At 71.2% G+C, this 18,127-nt stretch carries 14 protein-coding genes and 1 tRNA gene; 8 read left to right on the top strand and 7 right to left on the bottom strand.

Going from position 1 to position 18,127, the window contains the following annotated elements:
- Positions 1-79: 79 nt before the first annotated feature.
- The 5 genes from ASG53_RS15125 to ASG53_RS15105 form a co-directional block, all read right to left on the bottom strand.
- On the bottom strand, positions 80-2,485 hold the full coding sequence (locus ASG53_RS15125; protein ID WP_056135219.1) for a glycoside hydrolase family 3 protein: 2,406 nt from the start codon (positions 2,483-2,485) through the stop codon (positions 80-82).
- Between the two features lie 476 nt (positions 2,486-2,961).
- Positions 2,962-4,332 carry a GHKL domain-containing protein gene (locus ASG53_RS15120; protein ID WP_056135217.1) on the bottom strand — a complete coding sequence of 457 codons (1,371 nt, stop codon included), beginning with the start codon at positions 4,330-4,332 and terminating at the stop codon, positions 2,962-2,964.
- Entirely contained in the window at positions 4,329-5,042 is a 714-nt protein-coding gene (locus tag ASG53_RS15115) for a LytR/AlgR family response regulator transcription factor (RefSeq protein ID WP_056135213.1), read from the bottom strand. Before ASG53_RS15115 ends, ASG53_RS15120 begins: the two co-directional genes overlap by 4 nt.
- Positions 5,043-5,549: 507 nt before the next feature.
- Positions 5,550-5,625 (bottom strand) — tRNA-Arg (locus ASG53_RS15110).
- Positions 5,626-5,774: 149 nt separating this feature from the next.
- Entirely contained in the window at positions 5,775-6,467 is a 693-nt protein-coding gene (locus ASG53_RS15105) for a Pr6Pr family membrane protein (protein ID WP_056135210.1), read from the bottom strand.
- A 336-nt stretch (positions 6,468-6,803) separates the two neighbouring features.
- Between ASG53_RS15105 and ASG53_RS15100 the strand changes: the two genes are divergently transcribed.
- Entirely contained in the window at positions 6,804-7,637 is an 834-nt protein-coding gene (locus ASG53_RS15100) for an ABC transporter ATP-binding protein (protein WP_235533959.1), read from the top strand.
- Complete coding sequence (locus ASG53_RS15095) at positions 7,634-8,965, top strand: FtsX-like permease family protein (protein ID WP_056135207.1); 1,332 nt, start codon at positions 7,634-7,636, stop codon at positions 8,963-8,965. The genes ASG53_RS15100 and ASG53_RS15095 overlap by 4 nt, the downstream gene beginning before the upstream one ends.
- A 186-nt stretch (positions 8,966-9,151) precedes the next feature.
- Here the strand turns inward: ASG53_RS15095 and ASG53_RS15090 are convergent, their stop codons facing one another.
- Positions 9,152-11,629 (bottom strand): glycoside hydrolase family 65 protein, encoded by a 2,478-nt coding sequence (locus ASG53_RS15090; RefSeq protein ID WP_056135205.1) that lies wholly within the window; start codon positions 11,627-11,629, stop codon positions 9,152-9,154.
- Entirely contained in the window at positions 11,626-12,402 is a 777-nt protein-coding gene (locus ASG53_RS15085; RefSeq protein ID WP_056135202.1) for an HAD family hydrolase, read from the bottom strand. The genes ASG53_RS15090 and ASG53_RS15085 overlap by 4 nt, the downstream gene beginning before the upstream one ends.
- 372 nt (positions 12,403-12,774) lie before the next feature.
- On the opposite strand from ASG53_RS15085, the gene ASG53_RS15080 reads away from it, so the two are divergent.
- The 6 genes from ASG53_RS15080 to ASG53_RS15055 all read left to right on the top strand — a co-directional run bounded on the left by ASG53_RS15080 (position 12,775) and on the right by ASG53_RS15055 (position 17,970).
- Positions 12,775-13,197 carry a hypothetical protein gene (locus tag ASG53_RS15080; protein WP_056135199.1) on the top strand — a complete coding sequence of 141 codons (423 nt, stop codon included), beginning with the start codon at positions 12,775-12,777 and terminating at the stop codon, positions 13,195-13,197.
- 168 nt (positions 13,198-13,365) lie between these two features.
- A complete protein-coding gene (locus ASG53_RS15075; protein ID WP_056135196.1) occupies positions 13,366-13,914 on the top strand; it encodes an NADPH-dependent FMN reductase in 549 nt (182 codons plus the stop codon).
- A gap of 240 nt (positions 13,915-14,154) precedes the next feature.
- Positions 14,155-14,715, top strand: coding sequence for a flavin reductase family protein (locus ASG53_RS15070; protein ID WP_056135194.1), 561 nt, complete (start codon positions 14,155-14,157; stop codon positions 14,713-14,715).
- Positions 14,712-15,626, top strand: coding sequence for an ABC transporter ATP-binding protein (locus tag ASG53_RS15065; RefSeq protein ID WP_200945515.1), 915 nt, complete (start codon positions 14,712-14,714; stop codon positions 15,624-15,626). The genes ASG53_RS15070 and ASG53_RS15065 overlap by 4 nt, the downstream gene beginning before the upstream one ends.
- A gap of 98 nt (positions 15,627-15,724) precedes the next feature.
- On the top strand, positions 15,725-16,729 hold the full coding sequence (locus tag ASG53_RS15060) for an ABC transporter permease (protein WP_235533958.1): 1,005 nt from the start codon (positions 15,725-15,727) through the stop codon (positions 16,727-16,729).
- A 101-nt stretch (positions 16,730-16,830) separates the two neighbouring features.
- On the top strand, positions 16,831-17,970 hold the full coding sequence (locus ASG53_RS15055) for an ABC transporter substrate-binding protein (RefSeq protein WP_056135191.1): 1,140 nt from the start codon (positions 16,831-16,833) through the stop codon (positions 17,968-17,970).
- Positions 17,971-18,127: the final 157 nt, after the last annotated feature.

The following is an 18,127-nucleotide window of genomic DNA, read 5'->3' as shown; positions in this document are numbered from 1 at the left end:
GGCGCTGGTCGCGCCTGCCGGGCCGGTCCCCGGGTGGCCGGCGGCCTGCGCCGCCGACCACCCGGGCTCGTGCTCTGGTTCAGTCGGCGATCGGGCCCGAGTAGCTCAGACCGAAGCCGAACTCGTAGGCGTTGCCGGCCGAGTCGACGTAGGGCTCGGTGTCTTCGCCGACGTCTTCGAGCTGCGCCTCGACGGCGTCCATCGACGCCGGGAAGCCGATCGGCAGACGGCCCTGGGGCTCGTGCAGACCGAGGGCGACCTCGATGAGCGCCTGGTCGCTGATGCCGAAGCCGACGAGGATCGCGTCGGAGGCGGCCTCGAACTCGGTCGGGACCGTCGGGTTCTTCGCCTTGAGCAGCGTGATCACCGGGATGTCCTTGCCGCTGGCCTCGACCGCAGCCGTCGCCCGCTCGAAGGAGTCGAGGGCGGACTCGTTCGCGATCCGTGACGTCGCGCCGAGGTAGGAGCGGTTCTCCTGCGTGCCGTCCGGGAGGATGTCACCCGAGATCGAGACCTCACGGACGTTCTCGCCGTCCGCCGTGTACGGGCGGTATTGCAGGGACAGCGGGTACCAGGCGCCGGTCTCGGCGTCCTGACCTGCGCTGGTGAAGTTGCTGCCGTTGTTCGGGCTGGTCATGCCGACCAGGACGAGGTCGACGTCGGTGAGGTCAGGAGCCGTGTAGCTGGTGACCACGCCGTCGGCGTCCTCGACAGCCTCGTCCGTGACGACGGTGCCGAAGTACTGCTCGGCGGTCTCGACGTCCAGACCAGGACCCTCGACGTACTCGCCGGGTCCGAAGGTGCCGTCGAAGCCGGTGTCGTAGGACCGCGGGATGTAGACGGTCTTGTCCTTCCACGACTCGACGTCGGAGGCGGCGACGGTCTCGCCGTCGTTCTTGAGCATCACCGTCGAGGCGAGCTGGGCCGCGTAGCCGGCGGCCACCTTGTCCTCGGAGGCGAGGACGGCCTCGGACTCCTCGAGGTCGAGGAAGGCGTTCTCGTAGAGGCCAGGCTGGAACAGCATCGTGAGGATGCGGGTGCCGGACTCGCGGAACCGGGTGTCGGCGTCCACGTCGTTGGTCCCGGCCTCGAAGTCGGCCTGCCACATGTCGTAGGCCTCGAGCACGGGCTCGACGGCGTTGTTGCCGCCGAACATGTCGACGTCGTTCTTGAGGACCGCGTAGTGGCGCTCGGCGACGGTCATGTCGTCGGCTCCCCACGAGGTGCCGATCATCGCGTCGGGGTCGGTGCTGCCCCCGGCCGTGACGGCCCAGTCGGTGACGACCACGCCGTCGAAGCTCTCGCGCAGCAGACCCGTGCGCACGGAGTCGTAGGCGCTGCCGACGCGCTCGCCGAACAGCGGCTCGCCGTCGCCGTCGAGGGCGATCGAGTAGGCGGTCATGACGGCCGCGGAGTCGACAGCCCCGAGGAAGGCCTCGGTGTGCGCGTCGAAGTTGTCGCCCGGGTACACGCCGTACTTGCCGACCGAGGTGTGCGACTCGCGGCCGCCCTCACCGGGGCCGTCGCCGGCCCAGTGCTTGATCATCGCGGCGACGGACTCGGAGCCCCAGCCGTCGGTCTCGGGCGAGCTCTGCAGCCCGTCGACGAGGGCAGCAGCCATCTCGCTCGTGAGCTCGACGTTCTCGCCGAAGGTCCCGTCGACCCGGAGCCAGCGCGGTTCGGTCGCGAGGTCGATCTGCGGGCTGAGCGCCGTGGTGATGCCGAGCGCGCGGTACTCGGCCGAGGACATCTGGGCGAAGGCGCTGACCTGCGCGACGTCGAAGGTCGAGGCGAGGCCGAGATTCGAGGGCCAGCGCGAGATGTCGCCCGAGGCGTTGTAGCTGCCGCCGCTCTCCGCGGTCGAGCGCGGGTCAGAGCTGAAGTTGACCGGGACGTAGGGCTCGTCCTCGGTGACCAGCGACTCGGCGTGCGCCTGGAGCTGGTTGGACCACGTGACGTTGGCCTCGACGTCGTTGGGGCCGGCGTTGAGCACGTTGCGCAGGCGCGACTCTTCCATGTACGTCTTCTGCGCGTCGGTGATGCCGTCAGCGGGCGAGCGCTCGTGGGAGCTGAAGAGCATGAGCCCGGCGATCTGCTCGACCGAGAGCTCCTCGGCGAGCGCGGCGGCGCGGACGCTGTCGTCCTCGCGCCAGTCCTCCCACGTGTCGAGGGTCCCGTTGGCGTTCATGTCCTTGAAGGCGAGGGTCGAGCCGTCGACCTCCTCGGACAGGATCTCGATCCCGCTGTCTGCGCCGTAGGAGAGGACAGGGCCGTCGCCCGGGTTGGTGACGACGGTGAAGGTGGTCTTCCCGTCGGTGACCTCACGCGTCGTGAAGGTGCCTGTGGCGCCCTCGGTCGTGCCGTCCGCCGGGGTGCTGCCGGAGCACCCGGCGATCGCGAGCATCGCCAGACCGGTGAGCGCCGCTGCCCCCTGGATGCCCTTCGTCGTGCGGTGGCGACGTGGTGCCGTCGTCGTAGTCTTCATCGACCTTCCCTCTCCTTGCGCGTGCCTGACGCACGCGTGTCGTCATCGACTGTCGGGCCCCCACCACAGTCGTCGGGTCCCAGCGAGACCACTGAAGCGCACCCCGGGAGCCGCGCCTGGCCGTCCTGCAGAACCTGTCGTTCTGGGTGCACAACCTGTCGCCGGGAGCGGTCCCAGGCGGGGGCGGAGGTGCCGGGCGGGCGCTGGGGGCGGGTCTGGGAGGCCGGGGCGGTATGACCGGGCGGGTGGGCCTGGACTCCGGCTCGGGTCGGGTCGGGTCGAACGAGACGGCGGCACGGGTGAGGCACACGTCAGACAAGTCGACCGCGCGGACGAGGCTCCCGTAGGACGAGACGACCGCGCAGGCGAGGCACCGGTCAGATCAGCGCGCGTGAGCGCCGCCCTCGAGAGCCGGCCAGGCACGGCACCGCAGGTACCTCAGGGCACCACGTGCCCCGGGACCGCCAGGCAGCCGGTCAGCTGATCTCGAGAGCCGTCGGCTCGGTGCGGACGAAGTCGCGCGGGACGGGGATCAGCAGCCGCACGACGAACCAGCCGCCGTCGGTCCGCACGGTCATCGAGCCGCCGTACTTCTCGGCGGTGTACCGGATGCTCTTGAGGCCGTAGCCGTGCCTGTCGCGGTCGCCGCGACGGGTGACGATCTGCCCGCCCTCGGTGCGCACCTCGCCGTCGAAGTAGTTCTCGAAGGTCATGACCACGAGGTCGTCCCGGGCGAAGAGCGCCATCTTGACGAGCCGCTTCTGCGGGTCCTCGACGCGCGACGCCCCCTCGATCGCGTTGTCGAGGGCGTTGCCGAGCAGCGCGCTGACGTCCATGACCGTCATGAAGCCGAGCAGGCTGCCGTCCGCGACGCAGGTGAGGTCGACGCCCCGCTCGACGCACTCCAGGTGCTTGGTGGTGAGGATGACGTCGAGGACGCTGCTGCCCGTCTTGCTCTGCGACTCGACGTCCTTGATGGTCGCCTCGAGCTCGTCGAGGTACGACTCCTGCTTGCGCGGGTCGACCTCGGCGCGGATCACGCCGACCTGGTGCTTGAGGTCGTGGTACTTGCGGTTGACCCGCTCGATGCTGCGCTTGGACTGCAGGTACTGCTGGTGCTGGCTGCGCAAGATCTCGTCGATCGCCTTGAGCTCGCCCTTCGCGTGCTGCTGCAGCCGCTGGCCCTGCTGGGCGTAGAGCGCGACGAAGCCGCAGAGGTCCACGAGGGTGCGGATGTAGAAGATCTCGAAGCCGAGGCGCCCGCTGAAGGGTGTGCTCGCGTTGAGGAAGCTGAGGTTGCTCATGCCGAAGGTCACGAGGGCGATCGCCGCAGCCGAGGCGAGGTCGCGCCCCGTGACGTCGAGGGGCTGCGAGGGCCTGAAGTGGCGTGCCTCGACGAGGTACGCGATCGCGAAGGCGGCCACGTAGACGACCGCGAAGGTGAGGACGCGCGCCGGTCCACCCAGCCCGGCGTCACCGGGGTGGGCGTCACCGAGGAGGAAGAAGAAGCAGTGGATCTGCCAGTGCAGCGCCGCGACGAGCTCCGCGAGCACGAGGGCCCGCGCGCAGAAGTACCCGGCGTCGCGGACCGGTGCGCTCGTCGCCGCGTAGAGGAACAGGTACATGCAGGCCGCCGACGCCGCCATGCCGACGGGCCACCAGCCGAGCGGCAGCATCCCCGCCCCGACCTGCACGCCCACGAGCACGCCGAGCGCGACCGCCGACAGCAGCGCGAGGCGCGTCGGGCGCAGGCGGTTCTGGCGCAGCAGCACGTAGATCATGCACGCCGCCCACTCCGCGAGGCCCGTGAGCTCGCGCGGGATGTCCGGGAGGACGTCGAGAGTCATGCGCCGCGGCCGCCCACGTAGTCGGTCAGCGCATCGAGGAAGCCCCGCTTGCGCGGCCGGCTGATGGTGAGGTCGTGGCCGCCGACCATCTGGCAGGTGCTCTGCTTGACGCCTGTCACGTGCCGCAGGTTCACCAGGTAGCAGCTGTTGCTGCGGAAGAAGTTCTTGCCCTCGAGCTGGGCCTCCATGGCCTTGAGGGCACCCACCATCGAGTACTGGCCGTCGGTCGTGTGCACCACGACGCGGTGCTTGATGCTCTCGATGAACACGATCTGCGCGGTGTCCACGCGGATGAGCGCCCCGTCGACCGACAGCATGAGGTAGTCGGCCGACCGCCGCCGGATCCGCTGGAGCGACCGCTTGATCTCCTGCGAGAACGCGAAGTACGGGACCGGCTTGAGCACGTAGCTCAGCGCGTCGACCTCGTAGCCGCGGATCGCGTACTGGGCCATGTTGGTGATGAACACGATGATGACGTCGCTGTCGACCTGGCGGATCTTCTCCGCGGCGGTGAAGCCGTCCATCTCGGCCATCTGGATGTCGAGCAGCAAGATGTCGTAGTCCGGGCGGTAGCCGTCGACGACCTTGCTGCCGTCGTCGAAGAGGGAGACGGCGAAGTCCTCGTCGTGCTCGCGCTCGTAGCGGCGCAGGTGCTCGACGAGCAGACGTGCGCTCGCCGCGTCGTCCTCGACGATGCCGATGCGGATCACAAGTGCGCTCCTGAGTCCGGTGGCCAGCGCGGGGGGCACGGGCGCGTCGGCGCGCCACGTCTGCTGGCCGGGGTCGGACTGAGAGTACCCACAACGCCTGAGAGCGAGAACTCCCGCAGGTCAGGGGTGCGAGCCTGTCAACGACAGCCCTGCGCCGACGCCGCGCGACCAGGGCCGAGGTCGCCCCTCCGTGCGCCGAAGTCGCCCGGCCTGCACCGAGGTCGCCCCTCGTGCGCCGAATCGCCCCTCGTGCGCCGAAGTCGCCCCTCGTGCGCCGAAGTCGCCCCTCGTGCGCCGAAGTCGCCCCTCGTGCGCCGAAGTCGCCCCTCGTGCGCCGAGGTCGCCCGGACACGCCGTCCGACGGCGTCCGGCGGCGAGATCTGGCGTGTCTGTACGACCTCGGTCTCGGGGGTGCGACCTCGAGGCCGGCCGAGCGGGTCTCTGAGGGTGGCACAGCCCACCAACGACGAACGGCCCCAGTCCGAGGACTGAGGCCGTTCGTTCGGGTGGTGCGCCCGGAGGGATTCGAACCCCCAACCTTCTGATCCGTAGTCAGATGCTCTATCCGTTGAGCTACGGGCGCCCGGTGAACCGAGAGAAACGTTACAGGGGTGGGGACCCAGACGCCAAATCAGTTCTCAGTGAGCCACGACACGCTGCCCTCGTCTGGCTCGCCCCGCGCCCTGAGCGAGCGGAGACGGTGCCCGCTCCGGGGCTAGCGGCCAGACCGGTTCACCCCTCCGAACGGCTCCGCGACCCGCGCCCTCGCGCCGATCCCGACCGTCCGCCGGACCGCCCACCGGCCGGTACCTTCGGCCCGATCACAGGGTTGCGCGGCAGCACCCGGTCGATCCCGACGATCACCAGACCGAGCACGAAGAACCCGACGCCGTAGAGCACGACGTTCTGCACGAGCCCGAGGTACCCGATCTCGGCGACGTCGACGAAGCCGTAGGGGTAGTCGGTGTCCGGCAGCACGACGCCGCGGACGGTCGTGAAGGCGCAGTACGCGACCGGGTACAGCAGCCACAGCGCGGCGTTCTTGACCCGCAGACGACGGTGCGGGTCGAAGAGCAGGAAGTCGAGCAGCGCGAGTGCCGGCGTGAGCTGGTGGACGATCTGCCCGTCGGTCAGGCCGAGCACGACAGTCGGCTCTCCGGGCGCGTCGGGCGGCAGGATGAAGTACGCCACGAGACCGGTGATGAGGATGAACAGCGTGACAGCACCCTTGAGCCAGGCCGGCGGCTGGGGCTGACGGGCGAAGGACGCGAACCCGGCCCACACGAAGACGACCGCGAGCAGCAGGTTGGACTGGTTGGTGAAGTAGACCAGACCCGAGGGGTCACCGTCCCGCCAGATCTCCTGCGTGCCGATGAGCGCGAACACCGCGACCGCGATCCTGTACAGCCCGACGACGACGCCCATGGACGACTCCTCCACCTCGTTGCGCGGCCGTCCCACCCAGGGTCGGCCGGCTCCTCGACCAGCGTGCAGACCACAGCTCTCGGTCCGCACCGCACGCTCGACGGAGCGGCGGTCCCGAGCCTAACCGGCGTGCTGGCCAGGTGCCTTCCCCAGCCGACTCGCGGGCCGTCGAGACGCCCTCCCCGAGCACGCTCGGGGTGCAGGGCCACGAGGACCCCGTCCCCCTGACAGGTGACCCACCCCTGGCCCGGCTCCACCCGGAGACCGACCCCCAGACGTCCCAGACCCGTCCCTCGCCCGATGCAGGACGACCACCCCGGACGCGAGGCTGGACGTATGCAGCCCACACCCCCGCCCCCAGCCCCTGTGCTCCTCGCCGCCCGGTCGTTGCAGATGGTCTACGGCACCGGCCCGACAGCCACCCACGCCCTCGCGGGAGTCGACCTGTCGATCGTCCCCGCCGAGTCCGTCGCGATCATGGGCCCCTCGGGCTCCGGCAAGACCACGCTGCTGCACTGCCTCGCCGGGATCGTGCGCCCGACGTCGGGGTCGGTGCTGTGGAAGGGGCAGGACATCGCCTCCCTCAAGGACACGCAGCGCACAGCTCTGCGGCGCTCCGACTTCGGCTTCGTCTTCCAGTCCGGCCAGCTGCTGCCCGAGCTCCCGGCAGTCGAGAACGCCGCGCTGCCGCTCATGCTCGGCGGCATGCCGCGGGCGCAGGCCGTCGCGACTGCCGCCGTGCGGCTGGGCGAGCTCGGCCTCGCCGGGATGGAAGACCGTCGCCCCGGCGAGCTCTCGGGCGGTCAGGCGCAGCGCGTGGCGATCGCCCGGGCGCTCGTCGGCTCGCCCGGCGTGATCTTCGCCGACGAGCCGACGGGCGCGCTCGACCAGACGACCGGAGCCGAGGTGATGGCCGTCCTGACCCAGGCCGCGGCTCGCAGCGGCGCGGCCCTCGTGGTCGTCACGCACGACCCGACGGTCGCGCGCTGGTGCTCGCGCACCGTGGCGATGCGTGACGGCCTGGTCTCGGGCGAGTTCTACGCCCCGGCGGGTCACCAGCCCCCGGCACCCGCCACTCAGCAGGCGACCGCGCCGTCCGCCCCGCACGCGCCCGCGCCCGCGCCCCAGCAGGCACCCGCACCCCAGCAGCCCGGAGGGCAGGCCCGATGACCACGACCTGGTCCCTGTGGCGGCTGCTGCGGCGCCGGGGTGCGTCGAGCAGCGACCCGCAACGTCTGACGACCACCCTGGCGATCATCGCCTTCGCGGTCGCGACAGCGCTCCTGCTCGTCGTGCTCGGCGGAGTCGGTGCCTTCGTCGACCGCGCGGCCGCACCGGGAGCGGACGCAGACGCCGATTCCTACGTCATGTTCGCGTGGATCGCCTCGGGGCTGCTCGTCGTGCCGCTCACAACCCTCGGGGCCGCAGCCGCACGCCTGGCCGTGGCCCGCCGGGACGCCCGGCTGGCCGCGCTGCGGCTCGCCGGTGCCTCGACGGGTCAGGTCACCGGGCTCACGGTCCTCGACGCCACAGCGCAGGCCGTCACCGGCGCCCTGCTCGGTGTCGTCGGGTACCTCGCGCTGATCCCGCTGGTCTCGCTGCTGAGGTTCCAGGGCCGCACCTTCGAGCTCGCCGAGCTGTGGACAGGGGTGCCGATCATCCTCGCGGCCCTCGCCGGGGTCGTGCTCATCGCCGTGGTGTCCTCGACCATGAGCCTGCGCAGGGTCGCGATCACGCCCCTCGGCGTGGCCAACCGGGTCCAGCCGCCTGGGCTCACCTGGTTGCGCGCCGCCGTCGCGGTGGGTGCCGTCATCGTCTTCGCGGTCGTCACCACGTCCTTCGGGCAGGTGGGTCTGTCGGTCATCGGGGTGATGCTCGTCCTCGGCTTCACCACGCTCAACCTCGTCGGACCCTTCACGGTGTGGGTCGTCGGGCGGGTGACCGCCCACAGAGCCCGCACCGCCGCGACGCTGCTCGCCGGACGTCGGATGATCGACGACCCCAAGACCGCGTGGCGCAGCGTCGGCGGGGTCGCGCTCGCGACCTTCATCGCGGGGCTCGCGAGCATCACGTCGCTGTTCTCGTCGGCCTCGTCGGGCGCCTCGCCCGAAGACGCCCAGTTCCTCGGGGACGTCGCGACGGGCGGATACCTCACCCTCGGCATCGCCGGGCTGCTCGCGGCCGTCTCCACGGGCGTGATGCAGGCGGGCAACGTCATCGCGCAGCGGGAGGAGTACCGCGCCCTGTCCCTCGCCGGGACGGACCTGCGGGTCCTCGACTCTGCCCGGATGCGCGAGACCTTCATCCCGCTCGTCGTGACAGTCGGGACGTCGGCGGGCTTCGCGCTGCTCTTCATGCTGCCGGTGCTCGGCGCGGGCATGATCGCGCAATGGTCTGTCGTGGTGCAGTTCGTGGTGAGCGTGGGGGTCGCGGCCGGGCTCGTCCTCGCGGGCGCCGCGGCCTCGCGGACCGTCGTGCGGGAGGTCGTGCGCGTCTGACGACGACCTCGTCTGAGGACGACCGCGTCTGGAGACCACCGCATCTGGAGACGACCGCGCCTGGAGACGACAGAGCGCGGCGCTCCGACCGGATCACCGGTCGGAGCGCCGCGCTCTGTCGTCTTGCTGGCCATCGTCCTGCTGGCCGTCGTCCTGCTCGCCGTCGCGTCTGGCGACGGCTCCGTCTCAGGAGTGCGGGACGGTCGCCTGGATGAGCGTGCCGTCTTCGCGCCGGTTGCCCGAGAGCCGGCGCATGCTCGGGCGACCCGAGCGTCGCGGCCCCTGGTCGGCGAGGGCGACGACAGTCGGCTCGCCCGGGCGGACGTCGACCTGCTCGCCGCGGACCGAGACGTGCGCGCCGTCGCCGGTCTCGCAGGTGAGCTCGATCGCGTCGGCCGTGAGGTGGACGCGCAGGCGCGAGCCCTTGACCGTCACCCGGAAGGTGAGCGAGTCCCACGACGCCGGCAGGCGCGGGTCGAAGGCCACGTGCCCGTCGTGGTCGCGCATGCCACCGAAGCCGAAGGCGAGCGCCGACCACGAGCCACCGGCCGAGGCCACGTGGACACCGTCGGAGGCGTTGGCGTGCAGGTTCGCGAGGTCCACGTAGACGGACTTCTCGAAGTACTCGAGCGCGAGGTCCTGGTACCCGACCTCAGCAGCCACGATCGACTGCACCACACCCGAGAGCGTCGAGTCGCCCGTGGTCAACGGGTCGTAGTACTCGAAGTCCGCGAGCTTCTCCTCGGCGGTGAACTGGTTCCCCTGGAGGAACAGCGCGAGCACCACGTCGGCCTGCTTGAGCACCTGGTAGCGGTAGATGACGAGCGGGTGGTAGTGCAGCAGCAGCGGCCGGCGGTCGGCCGGGGTCGCCGCGACGTCCCACACCTCGCGCTCGAGGAAGTGGAAGTCCTGCGGGTGGATGCCCAGGTGCTCGGCCCACGGGATCGACATCTTCGTGGCGGCCTTGGACCACTCGTGCACCTCGGCGGGCGTGATGCCCAGACGGGCGTCGACGTCGGCCCTGGACGCAGGGTCCGTCTCGCCGATGATCTCGAGAGCCCGCACAGCGGCACGCAGGTTGAAGCGCGCCATGACGTTGGTGAAGAGGTTGTCGTTGACGACTGTCGTGTACTCGTCAGGGCCGGTGACACCGTGGATGTGGAACTCGTCGTCCCCGTTGACCCGCCAGAACCCGAGGTCGGCCCACATGCGCGCGGTCTCGACGAGGATGTCGACGCCCTCGCGCTCGAGGAACTCACGGTCCCCTGTCGCGAGCACGTACTGGACGAGCGCATAGCTGACGTCGGCGTCGATGTGGTACTGCGCGGTGCCCGCGGCGTAGTACGCCGAGGCCTCTTCGCCGTTGATGGTGCGCCACGGGAACAGCGCCCCGAGCTGGGACACCTGGCTCGCGCGCTTCCTCGCCGCGTCGAGCATCTGGTAGCGGAAGCGCAGCGCGTTCCGGGCGTACCGGGGACTCGTGTAGGTGAGGAACGGGAGCACGTAGATCTCCGTGTCCCAGAAGTAGTGGCCTCCATAGCCAGAACCTGTCAGGCCCTTGGCGGGGACACCGCTGCCCTCGGCGCGCGCCGTCGCCTGCGCCAGCTGGTACAGGTTCCAGCGCACGGCCTGCTGGATCTCCGGCTGGCCGGGGATCTCGACGTCGGAGCGGGCCCAGAACTCGTCGAGCCACGTCCGCTGCGCACGGAAGGTGCCCTCGAGCCCGTCACGCCGCGCGCGGTCGAGGGTGCGGCCGCACCTGTCGACGAGCTCGCGCGCCGGGACGCCACGGGAGGTGTGGTAGGCCACGGTCTTGGTGAGGTGGATCGGCTGGCCGGGCTGCGCGTCCACGCGGAACACGTGCTTGGCCACGTCGCCCTCGACGAAGGTGTGCAGGTCGACGAGGTTGTCCGTCACCATGTGGTGCTCGGCCGCGACGGCCAGCGTCATGCCCGAGTTCGCCACCGAGTACGAGAGCACCAGACGGTCGTCGTCCGCCGACTGCATCTGCGGGTGCAGCACCCTGTCGGTGAACTGGTTCGCCTTGCGCGGGTCGAAGCCCTCGCCCATCGCGGCGGCGCGCACGTGGTACTCGTCCTCGCCGTCCTGCCGGTTGAGGATCTGCGAGGAGATCGCGACGGGCGCGGACTCGTCGAGCATCGTCACCTCGAAGGTCATCACCGCGAGGTGGCGCTCCGCGAAGGACACCATGCGCTGCGACCGGATCCGCACCCGCTTGCCGCCGGGGGTGATCCACACGATCTCGCGGCGCAGCACGCCGTCGCGCATGTCGAGGGAGCGCTCGTAGTCGACGAGCTCGGCGACGGGCAGCAGCAGCGGCTCGTCGTCGACGTACAGGCGGATCACCTTGGCGTCGGGGGCGTTGACGATCGTCTGGCCGACCTGCGCGAGGCCGAAGGCCTCTTCGGCGTGGCGGATCTGCCACGTCTCGTGGAAGCCGTTGACGAAGGTGCCGTGGGTGTGGGACTCGCGCCCCTCCTCGACGTTGCCGCGCAGCCCGAGGTAGCCGTTGGCGACCGAGAACAGCGTCTCGGTGACCCCGAGGTCCTCGGTCGAGAAACGCTTCTCGACGAGGCGCCACTCGTCGGCCGGGAACCTGCTGCGGTCGACGTGCTGCTTCTCGGCAGGCGTGCGAGGGCTCACTGCTCTCCCCCGTCGGTGCGTGCAGAGGTGCCCTCGGCCGCACCGGCCGACGTACCGGCTGAGCGGGTCAGGATGGACGCGTCGAGCTCGCCGAGGTCGGAGACCACGAGGTCCGCACCGGCGGCGAGCAGCGCGTCGGGTCCGACACCCCGGTCCACGCCGAGCACGAGGCCGAAGCTGCCTGCTCGCCCGGAGCGGACGCCCGAGAGCGCGTCTTCGACGACGATCGCCTCGGCTGCGGTCACACCGAGCAGCTCGGCGGCGCGCAGGTAGGTGTCGGGGGCGGGCTTGCCAGGCAGGCCGTCACGCTCGGCGACGGCGCCGTCGACGACGACCTCGAAACGGTCGGCGATCCCGGCGGCGGCGAGCACCGACGGGGCGTTGCGCGACGAGGACACGACGGCGACGTGCGCACCGGCGGCGGTCACGGCGTCGAGGAACCGGACAGAGCCCGGGTAGGGGTCGATGCCCTCCTCGACGAACATCGCGTTGACGATCTGGTTCTTCTCGTTGCCCAGGGCGCAGACCGTCGACTCACCGGGCGCGTCGTCGGTCGAGCCCCACGGGAGCTCGACACCGCGCGAGGCGAGCATGGTGTGGACGCCGTCGAAGCGCGGCTTGCCGTCGATGTGCGCGAAGTAGTCGGCGTCGGTGTACGGCGCGAGCCCACGGGCGGTGCAGAACGGCGCGAACAGCCGTTCCCACGCGCGCATGTGGAGCTCGGCGGTCGGTGTCAGGACACCGTCGAGGTCGAAGAGCACAGCACGGAGCATGGAGGCGGATCCTTCAGGTCGGACCGGGAAGGGCAGGGGTGTGGCAGGGGTGGCTCGGAGGTGCGGTCGTCGTACCGCCCCCGGCACCCCCAGCCTACCGACGAGAGACCGTCCCGGGCGCTCCCTCGCCGCCCGTGTGGTGCCGCGCCCCCGCTCCCCTCACCCCGCGCCGCACTCCGCCCGCTCCCCTCCCACCCTTCGGGAACGAGATCGTGACTTTCGAACGAGATCGTGACTCCGGAGGGTCGATCTCGCTCCGAAGTCACGATCTCGCACCTGGCGGTCGGCGGTCGGCGGTTGGCCAGGCAGCCAGGCGGCCAGCCGGCTGGTCGCGTAACGCGGACGGAACACTGCGGCCGTAGGCTCCCGGGCATGGCGACCACAGCCCTGCCCCCGCACGACGCCGCGCTCCTCGACGCCCTGGCCACCCACCTCGGGGTACGTCTCGCACCGCGCGACTTCACGCTCCCCGGCGGGGTGCGCGTCGGGGTCGACGGCGCGGGGGTCGGTGACCCCGACAGCCTCGGCGTCGCCGGTGCCGTGCTCGTCCAGGTGACCTACGCCGCAGGCCCGGTCAAGTCCGCGCAGCGCAACAAGGTCCTCGCCGACGCCTTCAAGCTCGCGTGGCTGCGCTCGCAGGTCCCCACCGCCCGGACGGTGATCGTCGTGAACGAGCCCTTCGAGAGGCTCTTCGTCACCGGTGCGTGGTTGCCCGCAGCACTGACGCAGCAAGGCGTCGAGGTCGCACTGGTGCGCGGGGGTGCGAGGCTCGAGGTCGCCCGCATGCTCGCCTGAGGTCGCGATACTTCGTCGCACGCTCGTAACACTGCGCGTCTGATCCGGAAACACACGGCCCGTAGCGTGACGCCTGTCAACGATCCCCGCGGGCCGTCGACCATCACGCTTCCGCCCGCTCTCCGACGCACCTCACCCCACGGGGCGAGGTACCGACAAGGAGGGCCCATGGGCCAGTCTTCTGCCTACGCACTCGTAGGGAACCCCCGGCAGGGCTCGCGCACAGCGAGCGCCGCCACCACCTTCCTCTCCACCCTTGCGGGGGACCTCGACCAGGCCGTCGTGGACCTCGCTGACCTCGGCCCGGCGGTCCTCGAACCCGGGTCGGTCCCGGCGTCTGACGCAGTCGCCGCGATCGGCGCGGCCCGTCTGCTGGTCGTCGCGAGCCCCGTCTACAAGGGCAGCTACACGGGCCTGCTCAAGGCATTCCTCGACCGCTTCCCGCCCGGTGGTCTCACCGGCGTCGTCGCCGTCCCGGTCATGGTCGGGGCCTCCCCGGGTCACGCGGTCTCCGCCGAGGCGTACCTGCGCCCCGTGCTCCTCGAGCTCGGCGCGACGTGCCCGACGCCCGCGGTGTACCTGCAGGAGCAGTCCCTCGTGCACGTCGGGTCGGCCGCGACCGAGGACCCCTCGGTCCGCGACCCCATAGCCACCTGGTGCGCGCAGCATGCGTGGCTCGTGCGGTCGGCGCTCGCCGGCTCGCCCGTCGCCGCCTGAGCGCACCCTCCAGGCCGCAGCCTCCCCGGACCTCCCCGGAACGCCGGGGCGGACTGCCCGGCCTGAGCAGCCTCCCCCTGACGGCCCAGCCGTCCGCACCAGAGCACCGTCGCCCTCGTCGACCGCGCAGTCCTCGCAGCCACCCGTCCCCCGGGCAGCGCGAGGCACCGCGCGTCGACCTCCGCGACGGCGCTCCCCTCGTCGTCCCCGCACGCACCGCTCATCGAAGGAGCTCCGCGCATGACCACCTCACCCGTCACCCTCACCTCCGTCGACACCAGCACGAGCACAGCCACGGCTCCCCAGCCCGTGACCGACATCGCCGCGAACCCCGCAGCCTTCCGCGAGGGCCTCGCGCAGATGGTCACCTCGGTCAGCGTCGTGACCGCCGAGGTCGACGGGGCCCGGTACGGCTTCACGGCGAACTCGGTCACCTCGGTGTCGATGAGCCCGGCCCTCGTGCTCGTCTGCCTCGCGGACACCGCCGAGTGCCACGACGCCTTCCTCGTGGCCGAGACCGCCTCGATCAACATCCTCGCGGCCGACCAGGCGCACCTGTCGAAGGTCTTCGCGACGCGGGGCGCCGACAAGTTCGCCGCGGCCGACTTCCCAGCCGGTCCGACAGGCGCCCCGGTGCTCTCGGGTGCGACGGTCGCCCTCGAGGGCCGCGTGCACGAGAGGTACACGGCGGGCGACCACACGGTGATCCTGCTCGAGGTGCAGCACGTGCACCTCGGCGAGCGCGAGCCGCTCACCTACCAGGGCCGGATGTTCCGCGAGCTCGCCCAGGTGGCGTCGTGAGCGCCGAGGCCATCGCTCCGGGGCCTGGCGCAGCCGGGGCGCTCGCCCCGCACGTCGTCGCGGACCCGGACCACATCGTCGTCCGCGGGCTGCACAAGACGTACCCGGGCACGAGCGTCGCCGCCCTCTCGGACGTCGAGCTGGTCGTGCCGCGTGGCACCTTCGTCAGCCTCATCGGCCCGAGCGGTTGCGGCAAGTCGACGCTGCTGCGGGCCGTCGCCGGTCTCGAGGGCTTCGACGACGGGTCGATCACGATCTTCGGGGCCACCCCTGAAGAGGCCTGCACAGCCAAGTCCGTCGGGCTCGTGCCGCAGGCCCCCGCCCTGCTGCCGTGGCTCACCGTCCGGCAGAACGTCGAGCTGCCCCACAAGGTCAACCGTCGTGCGGACCGTCGCCGGGCGGAGCGCGAGCGCAAGCACCCCGTCCCGTCGTCGCCCGGTCTCGACGCCTTCGCGGACGTCGACTCGCTGCTCGACATGGTCAACCTCACCGACGCGGCCGACAAGCACCCGGGCGCGCTGTCGGGCGGCATGCAGCAGCGGGTCGCGATCGCCCGTGCCTTCGGCCTGCGCCCGGAGATCCTGCTCATGGACGAGCCGTTCTCGGCCCTCGACGAGTTCACCCGCGAGGCCCTGCGGCTCCAGCTGCTCACGCTGTGGCAGCGGATGCGCACGACGGTCCTGTTCGTCACGCACTCCGTCCGCGAGGCCGTGACGCTCTCCGACCAGGTCGTCGTGATGTCGGCCCGCCCCGGTCAGGTCCACGAGGTGATCGACGTCGACCTGCCCCGGCCGCGCGGCGCCGACGTCCTGCTCAGCCCGCAGCTGCACACCATCGAAGACCGCGTCCGCGCGAGCCTCCAGGGCGCGTGGGAGGCCGGGGCAGCCCCGGTCGACCTCGTGGCCGGGTGACGACCGTGACGACCACACCGTCGACGCCGGCCCGCCCGACGACCTCAGGCCGCCCCACGACCCCGACCCGCCCGACCAGCCCGAGAAGGAGGCCCACGATGGCTGCTCACGGCACCTCGACAGGGCAGGACGGCACGTCCGCGGCGGCGCCGCACGTCTACACCGCGAGCGCAGCGCACGGCCTCGCCGTGACCGCGGTGACGGACTCGACGCCCGCTGGCGGCACCCCGGTGGTCCCGGCCCCCGCCGAGCAGCCCGGTCCTGCCCTGGCGGCGCAGACCACCTCTCCAGCGGGTCGCGTCTCGGCGACCAGCCGCGGTCGGTCACGGTTCCCCCGCAGCCTGCGCCCCTCGACCTGGTTGCCGACGACGGTCTCGGTCGTCGTGGTGGCCCTCGCGTGGTCGTGGGTCGCGTCGGAGAACAAGTACCTGCTGCCGCCGCTGTCGGCTGTCGGCGACCTGCTCGTCGAGGACTCGGCGCTCTTCGCCTCGAACGCGTGGGCCACCCTGCAGATCGCGATCGTCGGGCTGGGCATCGGTTTTGGTGCGGCCTTCGTCCTCGCCGTCGTGATGAGCGAGATCGGGGTGCTGCGCCGGGCGATCATGCCGCTCGCGATCGTCCTCAACGTGACGCCCGTGGTCGCGCTGGCCCCGGCGCTGGTCGTGGCCTTCGGTTTTGGCATGACGCCCAAGGTGATCGTCACCGCGATCATCACGTTCTTCCCGGTGCTCATCAACGTCACCACGGGGTTGCGGTCTGTGCCGGTCCCCGTGCTGCACGTCTTCTCGACGCTGCACGCCTCGCGCCTCGAGGTGCTGCTGCGCCTGCGGATGCCGAGCGCCCTGCCCTTCACGCTCGCCGCCCTGCGTGTCGTGCTCCCGCTGTCGATCGTCGGGGCCGTGGTCGCAGAGTTCGTCGCCCCGGGCTCGTCGTCTGGCCTCGGCACGATGATCAAGACCTCGGCTGCGAACTCCCAGCTCGCACAGCTCTACGCGGCGATCGCCTGGCTGGCCGCGATGGGCGTCGTGATGCTCCTGCTCATCACCGTGATCGAGAAGCGCCTGCTGTTCTGGCACGAGTCCCAGCAGGGCGCGACCAGCTGAGCGTCCGGCCTGTCACCGACCCCGAGACCGTAGTCCCGCGTCCGAAGTCCCCGCAGTACGTGCACCCCCCACTCCCCGGCTCTTCTGCGAAAGGCACCACCATGACTCCCCGATACCGCCGTCAGCTCAGCGCCTCCAGCTCGTCCCGGCCCGTCCTCGCCGCGACCGTCGGCGCAGCCCTGCTGCTGTCCCTCGCCGCCTGCTCGGGCGACGCGGAAGGTTCCGACGACTCCGCCCCTTCAGGCTCGGCAGCCGCCGAGGGCAGCGCGATCTCCGCCGAGCGCTGCGCGCAGAACGAGGCCGCGGGCACGATCACCTACATCACCGGGTACCAGTACCAGTCGTCGGCAGGCATCCTCGAGGCCCTCGCCGCCGACTCCCTCGGCTACTTCGACGCCCTGTGCCTCGACGTCGAGATCCAGCCGGGGACGGGCGACACCGCGGCGAACGCGCAGCTCGTCGCCGCAGGCACAGCGCAGGTCACCTCGCTCGGCAACGACGCGGAGGCCCTCAAGGCCGTCGCTGGAGGCATCGACGTCACGGGCATCGCGACCTGGGGCCACGTGCCGATCGCGACCCTCATGACCGGCACGGACATCACCGAGCTCACCCAGCTCGAGGGCACGATCCTCGGCCACAAGGGCTCCCTGCCCGCCCCGCTGCGCGCGATGCTCGTGGAGGAGGGCGTGGACCTCGACGCGATCGAGCAGGTCGAGGTCGGCTACGACCCGACCGTCCTGCCCCGCGGTCAGGTGCAGTCGCTCACCGGCTACAAGTCGAACGAGCCGCTGCTGCTCGCCGCCATGGGCGAAGAGGTCACCGAGTGGAACCCCGAGGACTACGGCATCTCTGGGTCCTTCGGCACCATCGTCGCCAACCCGGCCTTCGCTGACGAGCACCCGACCGCTGTCGAGGACTACCTCCGGGCGACGTCCAAGGCCTTCGAGCACTGCGAGACGAACGGCGCCGAGTGCGTCGGCTTCGCGGCCGACGTCGCCGAGTCCGGCTACGACGAAGAGCACAACCTCAAGATCTGGGAGACCGAGTCGGCCCTCGTCACGGAGTCGACCCCCGAGGGCAGCCCGCTCGGGTTCCACGACGACGCGCTGACCACCTCCGAGGGCGAGGCGCTCATCGCCTCGGGCGAGCTCGACGAGCTGCCGACGGTGAGCGACGTCTTCGACCCGGCCTTCCTCACCGCGATCTACGACGGCACGGAGCTGGTCTGGCCCGCTCCCTGACCGGCTGATCGCTGGCCGGCTACCTGCTGGCCGATCGCCGACAGACCGCAGCACCCGACACGCGAGCGTCACTCATCCCCGGGACGTCCACCCCCTGCACGGGCGTCCCGGGCCTCGTACCCGCCGAGCCTCACAGCCCGGCACCCCGCTCGACCAC

It is taken from the genome of Sanguibacter sp. Leaf3 (assembly GCF_001425965.1).
GTDB lineage: Bacteria > Actinomycetota > Actinomycetes > Actinomycetales > Cellulomonadaceae > Sanguibacter > Sanguibacter inulinus.
This window is presented reverse-complemented; position numbering and strand designations above follow the sequence as displayed.

Excerpts from the sequence above, each read along its gene's own strand:
- ASG53_RS15125 (WP_056135219.1), bottom strand. The coding sequence starts at position 2,485 with ATGAAGACTACGACGACGGCACCACGTCGCCACCGCACGACGAAGGGC.
- ASG53_RS15120 (WP_056135217.1), bottom strand. The coding sequence starts at position 4,332 with ATGACTCTCGACGTCCTCCCGGACATCCCGCGCGAGCTCACGGGCCTC.
- ASG53_RS15105 (WP_056135210.1), bottom strand. The coding sequence starts at position 6,467 with ATGGGCGTCGTCGTCGGGCTGTACAGGATCGCGGTCGCGGTGTTCGCG.
- ASG53_RS15100 (WP_235533959.1), top strand. The coding sequence starts at position 6,804 with ATGCAGCCCACACCCCCGCCCCCAGCCCCTGTGCTCCTCGCCGCCCGG.
- ASG53_RS15095 (WP_056135207.1), top strand. The coding sequence starts at position 7,634 with ATGACCACGACCTGGTCCCTGTGGCGGCTGCTGCGGCGCCGGGGTGCG.
- ASG53_RS15085 (WP_056135202.1), bottom strand. The coding sequence starts at position 12,402 with ATGCTCCGTGCTGTGCTCTTCGACCTCGACGGTGTCCTGACACCGACC.
- ASG53_RS15080 (WP_056135199.1), top strand. The coding sequence starts at position 12,775 with ATGGCGACCACAGCCCTGCCCCCGCACGACGCCGCGCTCCTCGACGCC.
- ASG53_RS15075 (WP_056135196.1), top strand. The coding sequence starts at position 13,366 with ATGGGCCAGTCTTCTGCCTACGCACTCGTAGGGAACCCCCGGCAGGGC.
- ASG53_RS15070 (WP_056135194.1), top strand. The coding sequence starts at position 14,155 with ATGACCACCTCACCCGTCACCCTCACCTCCGTCGACACCAGCACGAGC.
- ASG53_RS15060 (WP_235533958.1), top strand. The coding sequence starts at position 15,725 with ATGGCTGCTCACGGCACCTCGACAGGGCAGGACGGCACGTCCGCGGCG.
- ASG53_RS15055 (WP_056135191.1), top strand. The coding sequence starts at position 16,831 with ATGACTCCCCGATACCGCCGTCAGCTCAGCGCCTCCAGCTCGTCCCGG.